This window comes from Streptomyces sp. NBC_01116 (assembly GCF_041435495.1).
Classification (GTDB): Bacteria; Actinomycetota; Actinomycetes; order Streptomycetales; family Streptomycetaceae; genus Streptomyces.
On record NZ_CP108644.1, the window covers coordinates 5268024 to 5280184 of the forward strand.

11 protein-coding genes are annotated in these 12161 nt (G+C 71.4%); 6 read left to right on the forward strand and 5 right to left on the reverse strand.

Annotated features, from left to right (window positions below; all coding sequences use genetic code 11):
* The first annotated feature begins 282 nt into the window (after positions 1–282).
* The 3 genes from OG245_RS23335 (at position 283) to OG245_RS23345 (ending at position 3155) form a co-directional block, all read left to right on the forward strand.
* Positions 283–1110 (forward strand): class I SAM-dependent methyltransferase, encoded by an 828-nt coding sequence (locus tag OG245_RS23335; RefSeq protein ID WP_371625398.1) that lies wholly within the window; start codon positions 283–285, stop codon positions 1108–1110.
* Between the two features lie 130 nt (positions 1111–1240).
* Positions 1241–1948, forward strand: coding sequence for a tRNA-dependent cyclodipeptide synthase (locus tag OG245_RS23340; RefSeq protein ID WP_371625399.1), 708 nt, complete (start codon positions 1241–1243; stop codon positions 1946–1948).
* On the forward strand, positions 1926–3155 hold the full coding sequence (locus OG245_RS23345; RefSeq protein ID WP_371625400.1) for a cytochrome P450: 1230 nt from the start codon (positions 1926–1928) through the stop codon (positions 3153–3155). Before OG245_RS23340 ends, OG245_RS23345 begins: the two co-directional genes overlap by 23 nt.
* A gap of 63 nt (positions 3156–3218) precedes the next feature.
* On the opposite strand, the gene OG245_RS23350 is transcribed toward OG245_RS23345, so the two are convergent.
* From OG245_RS23350 to OG245_RS23365, 4 genes are all read right to left on the reverse strand, one after another.
* Positions 3219–4511: a hypothetical protein gene (locus tag OG245_RS23350; protein ID WP_371625401.1), complete on the reverse strand. Its 1293-nt coding sequence runs from the start codon at positions 4509–4511 to the stop codon at positions 3219–3221.
* 790 nt (positions 4512–5301) lie between these two features.
* Positions 5302–6075: an SDR family NAD(P)-dependent oxidoreductase gene (locus OG245_RS23355; RefSeq protein ID WP_371625402.1), complete on the reverse strand. Its 774-nt coding sequence runs from the start codon at positions 6073–6075 to the stop codon at positions 5302–5304.
* Positions 6076–6196: 121 nt separating this feature from the next.
* Positions 6197–7780: a PQQ-binding-like beta-propeller repeat protein gene (locus OG245_RS23360; RefSeq protein ID WP_371625403.1), complete on the reverse strand. Its 1584-nt coding sequence runs from the start codon at positions 7778–7780 to the stop codon at positions 6197–6199.
* A 269-nt stretch (positions 7781–8049) separates the two neighbouring features.
* Positions 8050–8718 (reverse strand): MOSC domain-containing protein, encoded by a 669-nt coding sequence (locus tag OG245_RS23365; protein ID WP_371625404.1) that lies wholly within the window; start codon positions 8716–8718, stop codon positions 8050–8052.
* A gap of 80 nt (positions 8719–8798) precedes the next feature.
* Here OG245_RS23365 and OG245_RS23370 point away from each other — a divergent pair, with 80 nt between their 5' ends.
* Positions 8799–9689, forward strand: coding sequence for a LysR family transcriptional regulator (locus OG245_RS23370; protein ID WP_371625405.1), 891 nt, complete (start codon positions 8799–8801; stop codon positions 9687–9689).
* A gap of 139 nt (positions 9690–9828) precedes the next feature.
* On the opposite strand, the gene OG245_RS23375 is transcribed toward OG245_RS23370, so the two are convergent.
* Positions 9829–10158, reverse strand: coding sequence for a WhiB family transcriptional regulator (locus OG245_RS23375; protein WP_371625406.1), 330 nt, complete (start codon positions 10156–10158; stop codon positions 9829–9831).
* Between the two features lie 453 nt (positions 10159–10611).
* Between OG245_RS23375 and OG245_RS23380 the strand changes: the two genes are divergently transcribed.
* A complete protein-coding gene (locus OG245_RS23380) occupies positions 10612–11223 on the forward strand; it encodes a response regulator transcription factor (RefSeq protein ID WP_003948568.1) in 612 nt (203 codons plus the stop codon).
* Positions 11224–11501: 278 nt separating this feature from the next.
* Positions 11502–12077: a sigma-70 family RNA polymerase sigma factor gene (locus tag OG245_RS23385; RefSeq protein WP_018960265.1), complete on the forward strand. Its 576-nt coding sequence runs from the start codon at positions 11502–11504 to the stop codon at positions 12075–12077.
* Positions 12078–12161 lie beyond the last annotated feature (84 nt).

Consider the following 12161-nt stretch of genomic DNA (forward strand, 5'->3'; position numbering starts at 1 on the left):
TCCGGCGGCCGAGCCAGGTCCCGCGGCCCGACAGGGGCTCAGAGAGCCCGGCCCGTCCGAACACCGGTCCCCCCACCAGCCGGCCCGCCCCCGCGGACCGCCGTCCGCGGCCCTCGCTCCCGCATCGGCGTTCAACGCGTTCACGCCTTCGACCGCTCGCGGACTCGTATCGCGTCGCCCCGCGGCGATACGACAGGAAGCACACGACGGAGAACGACCCCTCGTGTCCCTGCCGGGCGTCCTCCGCGGACGACCGCGCACGCGACACGCGAGAGCGAGGAGATGACGGTGGATTCCCAGTTCGACACAGCGGTAGCGGCGTACGAGAGCAGCATGGAGGAGATGCCCTTCCGGGAGCACGTCGAGGCGTACAGCTTCCTGAACGCGGTCGGTGACGTCGTCGGCCGGGACGTGCTCGACATCGGGTGCGGCAGCGGGCTGTACGCCCGTCGCCTGCGCCGTTCCGGGGCGGCCCGTGCGGTGGGGATGGACGAGTCGGCCGCCATGGTGGAGCACGCGCGGCGGCGGGAGGAGCGCGAGGGGCTCGGGGTGGAGTACCTGGCGGCGAACGCCGCCGACCCCGCCGCCGTGCCGCAGGACATCACCGGATCATTCGACGTGGTCACGGCGGTGTACGTGCTGCCCTACGCGTCCAGCCGGCAAGAGCTGGAGGGGTTCTGCGTGACGGCGCGGCGAGCGCTGCGCGACACGGGCGGACGGTTCGTCGCCGCGGTCCTCAACCCCGAGTTCTCCACGGACCCGCAGTGGTACCGGCACTACGGCATGCTCCTGAGCGCACAGCAGGCACCGGAGGAGGGCACGCCGGGGCACCTTCGGGCCTGGGTCGGTCCGGAGGTGCTGGACCTGGACTTCTTCCGCTGGTCCGCGACAGCGCACGAGCAGGCTCTCAAGGCCGCCGGATTCGACCGCGTCTCATGGATTCGCCCGACCGTCTCCGGAGAGGGCCGGGCGAGGTACGGGGAGGCGTTCTGGGCGAACTACCTCGACTGTCCCCACGCACTGATCATCGACGCGCAGGTCGGCCCCGCGGCTGTGGTCGACAGCCCCGCCGACCCGGCCGGGAGCACCGCGGCGGCCCCGCCGGAGTGAGCACTCCTCCCGCCCCGCGCGCCACTCCGCCCCGACCGACGAGAGAAGCAAGGCCACTTCCATGAACCGACTCCGTACAGCCTCACCATCCACCAACGACACGGACGGCACGACGGAACAGGATCCCTCAGTGCCCAGCGGCTTCCGGGTGGAGGGACTCGATCTCCACAACCGCGGCCTGGCCGAACGGTACGGCACCATGGTGCTGGGCCTGTCACCGTTCAACTCCTTCTACTCCACGCAGACCGTGACCGCTCTGTGCCAGAGCGCCGCCGCGTCCTTCTCCGACGTGCACGTGGTCCTCCCGGGAGCGCCCGAATCCGCGCTGCGCTACATCACCGCCGGCAAGGAGCCTCGCCACGCGGTCCAGCGCTCCAAGCGCGTCATCCACAACATGCGCAACGTCGCACGTCGCACCCTGGCCGACTGCGGGGTGCCCGACACGGACGCGCGGGTCCATGTGATGACCCGCTTCGCGTCCCACCCGCGCTACCAGAGGAGCAGGGCCCGCATCGAGAGCGCCTACCGCACGCAGGCTCCGATGCGGGAGGCGGTGCACGCGATGACCCGTACAGCCCTGGCCACTTCCACCGACTCCGATCCCACACCGGACCAGATCGAGCTCAACACCCGCTACATCTTCGCCGAGGCTCCGCTGCTGCTGGACGCGGCCGGAATGCTCGCGCGACCCAGCACCCTGTTCGTCTACCACCGCAGGGTGCCCATCTACGACGTAGTGGCCTCCGGCCAGGTCCCCGGCCTCACCGTCGGGGCGGGCCACGCCCTGTCCGTGCTCACCGACGAGAGGAACGACCGTGGCAACGACGATCCCCGATGAACTGACCTGGCCCGACTCCTTCCCCACCCGCGGACACGGCCTGCCCCCCGAGATGTTCGACCTCCTGCGGCGCGAGCGGCCGGTGGCCCCGGTGACCTTCCCCTCCGGCCACCGCGCCTGGCTGGTGACCCGCCGCGACGACATCACCGCGATCGGATCGAGCCGCGGTTTCTCCCGCGACCTCACCTGCCCCGGCGGTCAGCGCATCGCCGGAGACGACTTCAACAGCGTGCCGGGCGGCATCTTCAACCTCGACCCGCCCGAGCACACCACCGTACGGCGCGTGGTCCAGCCGTTCTTCAGCCCGGCCGCCGCGACGGCCCTCCGACCGGCCATCGCCCTGGCCGCCTCCGACCTGGCGACGGCACTGCGCGACGGCCCCAACCCCGCGGACCTGCACCGCGCCTACGCACACCCTCTCGCGGCGACCCTGGCCTGCGACCTCATGCGGGTGGCCCCACGCCAGCGCCGCAAGATCGTGCCCCGGCTGCGCTCACAGGTCGACTACGCCACACCCGCCGCGAAGATCGACACCTCCACCCGGTGGATGCTCGACTTCGCCGACGAGGTCATCGAAGCCAAGAGGGCCGACTACCGGGACGAACGCGAACCGCGCGACCCGGTCGAGGCGCTGATCCGCGCCCACCAGCAGGGGACCATCACTTCGGAGCATCTGCACGCCACGGTGATGTACCTGTTCGTCACCTCCGCGGAACCCGTGACCGGCCCGGTCACCACCGGCGTCTACACCCTGCTGCGGCACGGTGACCAACTCGCCCGCATACTGCGCGATCCCGGGCTGTGGCCCACCGCGGTGGCTGAACTGCTGCGCATGCACCACAACGGCATGACGTCCATGCCCCGCATGGCCCTGACCGACACCGAACTGCACGGGGTGCGCATCCGGGCCGGTGACGCTGTCGTCACCCCCTGGGTCGCCGCGACCTGGGACCCCGAGCACTACAAACAGCCGGAGCGATTCCGCCTCGACCGCAGCGCGCGGGAGGACCCGGCCATCACGTTCGGCACCGGCCCCCACTTCTGCCTCGGTGTCAACATCGCCCGCACCTATCTGCACACGGCGCTCTCGACCCTCTTCACCCACCTGCCGGACCTGGCCCTGGCGGCCAAGCACGAGGACATCGCCTGGGAACCGGACACCTACCTGTTCACCCGGCCCACGGAATTGCCCGTCACGTGGTCTTGAGACCCCCAGGACCGCACTCCGCACAACCGGCCCCGCCCGTGGGTGCTCGGCACGCGCCCGGCCTCACGGGCCGGGGCCGGCCCCCATGCGGCGGCGGAAGGCCGCCATGGACCGGCGCAGTTCCGCCACGTTCGTGTGGGTGGGCACGGAGGAGACGGCCCGCGCGGCGGCGAAGGCCGCGTGGGCGTGGGGGAGTGCCTGGTCCCACTGCCCCGTGTGGAGCAGGGCGAGCGCGATCCGGCTGTGCGTGATGGCCAGGGCCTTGTGATGGTCGACCGGTCGTGTCCTCAGGGATTCGAGAAGAGCCTGGAGGTGGTCGGGGCCTGCTCCCAGGGCCCCGAGAACGAGGGCGCGCTGGTATTGGAGGGAAGCCAGGGAGTAGGTGTCGAAGGGGCTCGTCGCCTGATCGCCCTCCGGATGTATCCGTACGGCGGTGGAGAGGGCGCGGAGCGCCCCGGGGCGGTCGCCTGCCCGGGCCAGGGCGAGGGCGCGACCGGAGTGGAGGAAGCTCCGGACCGCAGGGGCCGCGTTCGGTCCTGCGATCTCGATGGCGCGGCTGGTGAGCTTCAGGCCGAGGGCACTTTCGCCGACGCTGTCCGCCAGGGTGGCCAGAGCGCGCAGAGTGATGGCGAAGTCGGTCCGGGATCCGGCCCGTCGGGAAAGTCTCAGCGCGTGCTGGTAGTAGCCCTGGGCGAGCCCCGGACGGCCGCTGTCGCCGGCTATGGCGGCTTGGACGTAGCTGAGCCGGGCGAGGGCGGTGAGGAATTCCGGTCTGTCGGTCTCGGTGCTGCGTACGAGGAGAAGGCGAGGTGTTTCATCGGCTATGTAGCGTGACAGGGTGCTTCCGAGCGTGAGACCCCCATAGCGCTGGACGTGCTCGAAGAAGAAGCTGCTGAGGTGTTCGAGGCGCTGAGCGGTGGACGAGCCGAGGCTGTCGGAGTTCCGCAGCCGGAGCCCTGCCGCTGTGCTGAGTTCGGTTTCGATCTCCTGACCGGAAAAGAGTCGTTCAGGGTCGCCCTGTCGCCCGAAGTCGACGTGCTCGACGGCGAATTCAGCGAGTGCGAGGACCGGGTGCGTGGTGGAGGAAGGGGTCGCGCGTTGGCGGGGGGACAATCCGGTCCACTCGGAGGTCACCAGCCGGCCCAGGCGACGGCTGAGGACTTCGGCCACCAGCGCCGGTACGGGAGGGCGCGGGCGCGACCCGGACAGCCAGTGCGCGACCGCTGTCCGGTCGTAGGCCAGGTGCAGGCCATGGAGAGTGCCGAGCCGGTTGACCTCCCGGGCCAGCTCCCCGTTGGTCCACCGTGCCTCCCGCTGAAGAGCGGCCAGGCGAGTGTTACGCGTCCCCTTGGGCACGGCTTCCCCTGTCGGCCGGCCCCGGTGTGACCCTGGCCGAGGGTGGAAACGGCGGCCACGATGCCGGCGACTTCCACCCTAGGACCGTCGGCTGTCCACGTCCCCGCGAATTCCGGTCAGGTCTGTGGAGTTCAGGAGGGCTTTGTCCGGTCCTTTCCTCGTGATCCCGAGGAGCGGGATCACTTCGGGCCTGTCACCGGTCCTTCCTTCTCCGGCCCCTGACCGAGGTCGGCTGGATCGGCGACCGTCTCCCCGGCCTCGCAAGGGCGGAGAGCGGACGAAGAAGGCGGAAACGCCGGTGAATCGCTCGGCACCGGGAGGGGGCAGAGCGCGAAAGGGTCTGTCATGGTCCATCGCTATCGCGTTCGTCCACGGTGGCGAGCCATCCCAGCACGCGACGCGAGCCGTGACACGCAAGGGAACGATTCTGTAGCCCCCAACGGCCGACTGCGAGCAGCCGCCACCGCCGTTGCCGGACCCACCGCCGCAGCCTGACCCAACACCGCATCGGTCGCAGCAACCCCCAGGTCGCCTCACGACAACCGACCACCCCGCGGACAGCCCCGCTGCCGGTCGGCGCGTCCGGCCGGGCGCGTCCGGCATGGAGCGTCCGGCATGGAGCGTCCCGCCCGGACGGCCGGCCCGGGCGCGGGCCGCCCGCGGGAGCCCCGCACCCGCAGCGCCGGCCGCGGCGCCACATGCCGCCGGGCGCCGGCCCGTCCCCGCCCGGTTCCCTGATCCCGGGGCCCGGACGGCCGCTCCACCAGCAGCTCCGCGTACCGCGAACCGCCTACTGGGGGCCGTACTTGCGCCCCGTCCGCGACGTGACCCCGCCGAGCAGCCCGCGCGGGGCGACCTTCACCAGCCCCATCAGCGCCTTGTAGCGCGGGTCCGGGATCGACACCGTCTTCCCCCGGGCCAGGTCCGTCAACGCCGACGCCACCAGCTTGTCCGCGTCGAGCCACATCCAGCCCGGGATGTTGTCCGTGCCCATCCCGGCCCGCTCGTGGAACTCCGTCCGCACGAACCCGGGGCACAGCACCATCAGCCGCACCCCCGAACCGGCCAGATCCCGTGCCGCGCCCTGGGTGAACTGCACGACCCACGCCTTGGACGCCCCGTACGTACCGCGCGGCACGAACGCCGCGACGGACGCCACGTTGACGACCCCGCCCCGGCCCCGTTCCTTCATCCCGGTGACGGCCGCCGAGGTCAGCCGCAGCACCGCCTCGCAGTGCACCTTCAGCATCGTCAGCTCATCGGTCATCGACACTTCCAGGAAGCGCCCCTTGTTGCCGAACCCGGCGTTGTTGACCAGCAGATCGACCGGGTGCGTGCGGTCCGCGAGCCGCTTCTCCACCGCTTCGATCCCGTCCTCCGTGGACAGGTCGGCGCTCAGGACCTCGGCCTCGATGCCGTGCCGGTCGTGCAGTTCGGTGGCCTGCTCGCGCAGCCGCGCGGTGTCCCGCGCCACCAGCACCAGGTTGTGCCCCTGGGCCGCGAGCCGCCGCGCGAACGCGGCCCCGATGCCCGCCGTCGCGCCCGTGATCAGTGCAGTCGTCATACGCGGCACGTTAACGCCCCGCGTGATCCGGGACCTCACCCGCCCGCTTCCCGTCCACGTCCAGGACCCGGAACCGCACCTCGTGCACAGGGAAGTCGTGGGTGGGTGGGGGCGGGGACGGTCAGGGCGCGGCGGGGGCGAAGGACAGCATGCGGGCCTCGCGCACGGGTTTGCGGTTCTCGTCGCCGCTCACGATCGTCGGCGTCAGGACGAGCCGCCCGTCGACGTAGGCCGTGTGCCCCAGGGACATCTCGTACTCCCACCGGGCGGTCGCCACCGGGTGCTTCACGATGTCCTTCTCCGTGCCGGCGCCGCGCGGGCCCATGAGGAAGGTCCGGCCGGGGCGGCTCGACGTGGCGGCCTCGTAGATGAGCATCGACCTGCCGTCCTCGGCGCGCAGCGGATACAGCCTGCGCAGCTCCTCGGACTTGATGCCCCACAGGAACTTCCCGGTCTTCAGGTCGTACGCGCCGACCTGTTCGGTGCCGCCCAGCATGATGAGGCCCTTGCCGACCCCGGCGCCCCGGCAGGGCTGGATGTTTCCGCCGGCCCCCTCGCCGCCGCAGTGCTCGAAGCCCTTGTCCCGGGCGTCGAACGTGGTGCGGTGCTTGCCTCGGGGGTCCAGGACCGTGACCCGCCAGTCCCGGGCGGTGTCCTCGTTGTTGTAGGTGGTGAAGACGACCGGGTCCATGGAGATCAGACTGCCGAAGCTCCAGCCGGTCTTCATCCGGTAGCGCCACAGGACCTTGCCGGTACGCGGGTCGAGCTCGCGCACCTGGCCGTAGTTCCTGCTCCGGTCGATGGCGATCATGCAGTCGGAGGTCACCAGGAGCCGGGAGACGCCGCCCGCCACGTCATCGGGGACGCACTTGTCCCTGTTCTCCCGGGGGATCTCGTAGAGCTTGCTCCCGTCGTCCATCCGGTAGGTGACGGCCTGCATGTTCCGGGCGACGGACAGGATGTCGCCGCTGATGGCGCTGTAGACGATGAACGTGTTGTCCCGGTCACCGGGCTCGTCGAGCTCTTTGTGCCAGCCCTGCTTCCCGGTCCTCAGATCGATCATCCGCATCTGGTTGCACTGGTTGCCCCGCTCGTTGTCCGGCCGCTCGTGATGGAGGACCACGACCCTGCCGTCGGGTGTCGGGTTGGCCGGCGTCTCGCAGACGGAGGAGGGCAGGTCGACGTTCCAGACCTCGGCGCCGTCCGAGAGCCGGTAGGCGGTGACCTTCCGGTGCAGGGCCTGGACGGCGGTGTCACCCACGATCCACAGGTCGTGGACCTTGTTGATCTGCTTGGGCAGGTCGGTCCTGTCGTCGGCGATCCACGCCGCCGACTCGGCCGGCTTCCGGGCTGCGGCGACTTCCTTCGTCGTCGGAATGTGGCTCGGCTCCGGGCCGCCCGCCGCAGGGGTACGGGACGGGGAGGCCGGTCCGGAGGGGCCGGGCGACTCCTTCGCCACGGGCTTCGCGGGCTCGTCCCGCCACTGGTCGGAGAGCGCGTACGCCCCTCCCGCCACGGCCACGAGCACCAGCGCGACGACCGCGGCGACGACCGGCCCCCGGCCGAACCGGCGACGCGGCGGCGGTGTCGGCACGATCGGCGGCCCGAAACCCCGCGGCCCGCCGCCCTCCGAGGCGTACGGGTTGCCGGGAACGGGCTGCTGCGGCGGGCCCTGGGCGTACCAGGGCTGCTGCGGGTCGGGCATGGTCTTCCCCCTGAGACGCGCTGCTCGGCTCGAAGACTCCTCCTCGGGCACAGGTCACTGGTGGTGGACGCGCCCCGCACCGATCCAGTTCCCGCCGCAACGCCCCCGGAACTCGCGCCGGATGACGCCGCGTCACCTGACCGGACCGCCGCTTTCCCGTGCGCACCGGACGGCCGGCTCCCCCTTCGTACCGGACGGCCGCCTCCCCCTTCGTACCGGACCGCCGGTCCCTCCGTACGGGACCGCCGGCCCGCCCCCTCCTCTCCTCCTCAGCCCTGCCGCGCGGCGTACTCCCGCGCCTTGCGCAGCGCCTCGGGGTGCAGTGCCTCCCCGGCGGCCAGCAGCGCGGGCAGCAGAGTGCGTTCGGTCGTGACCGCCCGGAACTGCATTGCGGCGGTGACCTCGTGGTCCGGGCGGTGCACGATCGCGATGGGGTCCCCGGCGCGGACGGCGCCCGGTTCGATCACCCGCAGATACGCGCCGGCGGCGCCCTGCCGGGTGAACCGCCGGACCCACCCCCGCTCCCCGAGGTGGTCGGCGAAGGTCCGGCACGGGACGCGGCCCGAGGTCACCTCCAGCACGAGGTCCGTCCCCACCCGCCAGCGCGCGCCTATCCGCGCGCCGCTGACGTCGAGGCCGAGGGTCGTGAAGTTCTCGCCGAACACCCCGTTGGCCAGCTTCCGGCCGCCCAGCTCCCGCTCCCAGGCGTCCAGCTCCTCCCGGGCGAAGGCGTACACCGCCTGGTCGCTGCCGCCGTGATGGCGCAGGTCGCACACCGCGTCCCCGGCCAGCCCGCTGCCGCCGCGGCCCCTGGGCCCGGGGTCGAGGACCTCGACCGGACCGTCCACCGGCCGCTTGTCGATCCCGGTGACGCCACCCGGGCCGTCGGTCTGCGCGGAGGGGCGAGGTTGTCCGATGTTCACGGTCAGCAGCTTCATGCGGTCACGCTAGCCTCCTTGATCCCAAAGATTCCCCTCATTAATTCGCCCTGTCTCCAAGAATTTCTTATGATGGCGGGGTGATCGAAGCTCGCCACCTCCGTGTCCTGCGCGCCGTGTCCACCACCGGCTCGTTCTCCGCCGCAGCCCGCGAACTCGGCTGCACCCAGCCCGCCGTCAGCCAGCAGATGAAGGCCCTGGAGTCCTCCGCGGGCACCACGCTGCTGATCCGCACCGGACGCGAGATGCGCCTCACCCAGGCCGGCGAGGCGCTGGTGCGGCACGCCTCCGGCATCCTCGCGGGGCTGACCGCCGCCGAGGAGGAGGTCGCCGCCATCGCCGGACTGCGGGCCGGCCGGGTCCGGCTGGTCTCCTTCCCCAGCGGCAGCTCCACCCTGGTCCCGGGGGCGCTGGCCGCGCTGCGCGCCGAACACCCCGGCACCCGGGTGTCGCTCGTCGAGGCCGAGCCGCCGCGCTCGGTGGACCTGCTGCGCGAGGGCGACTGCGACATCGCGCTGGCGTTCCGTTACGGGAGCACCGGCGGCGAATGGGACGACCTGGTGGTCCGGCCGCTGCTCACCGACCGGCTGATCGGCCTGGTCCCGGAGGGGCACCGGCTGGCGGAGGCCTCCAGCGTGTCCATCGGCGAACTGGCCGACGAGTCGTGGATCGCGGGCTGCCCGCGGTGCCGCCGGCAGCTGGTCGAGGTCTGCGAGGAGTCCGGTTTCGCCCCGCGCATCGACTTCGCCACGGACGACTACCCGGCGGTGATGGGGCTCGTCGGAGCCGGGCTCGGGGTGGCGGTGCTGCCGGAGCTGGCCGTCGAGTCGGTACGCCCCAAGGGGGCCAGGGCCGTGCCGGTCGAGCCCGCGATCGAGCGGGAGATCGTCGCGCTGACCCTGCCGGACCTGGCCCGGGTCCCGGCGGTGGCGGCCACCCTGGACCAGCTGTCGCGCACGGCCGCCCGCTGAGGCCGGACGGGGCCCGGTGCCCGCCGGGCCCCGCGCCCCAGGGGCGGTGAGAAGGCCGTTCCCGCCGGCGGCCGGCTGCGGGCCGGATGGCTGAAGGTGACGCAGAAACGTTTCTGCGGACGGTTGCGGCGTACGGGTGTCAGGTGGTGCCGGGGCCCGGTCCCGCGGCGGGCGCCGCGGTGATCAGCCGGGTTCTGGCCCGGCCCATCAGCTCTTCGCGCTCGTCCTCCGTCAGGCCGCCCCACACTCCGTAGGGCTCTCTCACGGCCAGGGCGTGCGCTGCGCACTCGGCACGTACCGGGCAGCGCATGCAGACCTCCTTGGCGGAGGTCTCGCGGGCACTCCGGGCCGCGCCGCGCTCCCCCTCGGGGTGGAAGAACAGGGAACTGTCCACGCCTCGGCAGGCGGCGAGCAGCTGCCAGTCCCACAGGTCTGCGTTGGGTCCGGGAAGGCGGGAGAAATCTGCCATTGCTTGTCCCCTCGGAGCTGTGCTGCGTCGGAAGCGGCATCCTCGACCGTCTGTGATCGACGGCCTGCTGTGATCGGACCGTCTGTGATCGGTGTGACCGAAGTCTCGACCGTACATCTACGGTGCTAGTAGATGTAAATATGACTGATTGCGAATCTAGCCACAGACACCCCTAAAAGGGAAGAAATAGCGCCAAAAAGGGCATGCCAACGAGTGAAGATTCAGTTGACGGGTGAATCACCCGCGTCGTTCTCCTCCGTAAACGGGCCTTCACGTAGAGTGCCGAACCCGACCGCCCGACCCGTAACTCTTTCGAGTGACCGTCGTTAAAGGAACGGATGCGGTTGACGGATATCCGGCTCGGGCACATGTCCGAGGGGGTCAACCGCACAGGTGACGACTTGTATCAGCCTGGAGGCTCAAGGTGACGCGCATCAGCTGCGGAGGACGGTCATGACATCCGTCCTCGTCTGCGACGACTCCCCGCTTGCCCGAGAAGCGCTCCGTCGCGCGGTGGCCACCGTGCCCGGCGTCGAGCGCGTGACGACGGCGGCCAACGGCGAGGAAGTCCTCCGCCGCTGGGGTGCCGATCGTTCGGATCTGATTCTGATGGACGTACGCATGCCCGGTCTGGGAGGTGTGGAGACGGTCCGTCGACTGCTCTCCGCCGACCCCGGGGCCCGGATCATCATGCTGACCGTCGCCGAGGACCTCGACGGCGTCGCGCTCGCGGTCGCCGCGGGCGCCCGCGGCTATCTGCACAAGGACGCCTCGCGCGCCGAGCTGCGGGCCACCGTCACCCAGGCGCTGGCCGACCCGACCTGGCGGCTCGCCCCGCGCCGTCTGCGGTCCGCCGAGATGGGGGCGGCCCCCACGCTCACCGCGCGGGAGATCCAGGTGCTCGAAGGCATGAGCCACGGCCGCTCCAACGCGGAGATCGGCCGTGAGCTGTTCCTCTCCGAGGACACGGTCAAGACCCACGCCCGGCGCCTGTTCAAGAAGCTCGGGGCCTCGGACCGCGCGCACGCGGTCGCCCTCGGATTCCGCTGGGGCCTGGTCCGCTGACGACCGGCCCGGCCGCGCCCCTTCCGCAGACCGGCGGACGGGGGCACGGAGCGGGCCACCGGCTCCACACCCCGTATCCGGGCGCCCGTCCAGCGGCGCCATGTGACGCTTCCCGGCCGATGACGCATCCTTGAGTCGTGGAGTTCCTCAGGAACGATTCGGTCGAGCGGAAGGGGAGGGCGCAGGACATGACATCCGGCGCACCCGCTCATAACGCTTCGGTGCACAACTCGGGACGCGGTGGAGCGGACCGGGTGGCCGCAGGGCACCATGGTTTGATGCGTGACGACGAAACCACGGTGATCGGTGCCCTCGTGCACCGGGCCGTCGACGGCGACGCGCAGGCCACCCATGATCTGCTGGCCCATGTCCACCCCCTCGCCCTGCGCTACTGCCGCTCCCGGCTGAACCGCCTCCCCGGTGATGCTCGCCACTTCGTGGAGGACCTGGCGCAGGAGGTCTGCGTCGCCGTGCTGATGGCGCTCCCGCGCTACAAGGACACCGGCAGGCCCTTCGAGGCCTTCGTCTTCGCGATCGCCGGACACAAGGTCGCCGACCTCCAGCGCGCCGCGATGCGCCACCCGGGATCGACCGCCGTCCCCTCCGACGAGATGCCCGAGCGGCCCGACGACTCCCTCGGCCCCGAGGAGCGCGCCCTGCTCAGCAGCGACGCCGCCTGGGCCAAGAAGCTCCTCGCCAACCTCCCGGACAATCAGCGCGAGCTGCTCGTCCTGCGCGTCGCGGTCGGGCTGACCGCGGAGGAGACCGGCCAGATGCTCGGGATGTCCCCGGGCGCGGTCCGGGTCGCCCAGCACCGCGCGCTCAGCAGGCTGCGGGCGCTCGCCGAGCAGTAGGGCGCCCGCGCCGGCCCTCGTCGGCGGCGCTGTAGGAAGCTACAGATCAGCCAAGTGATCTTGATCGTGGAATGAGACGCCCGT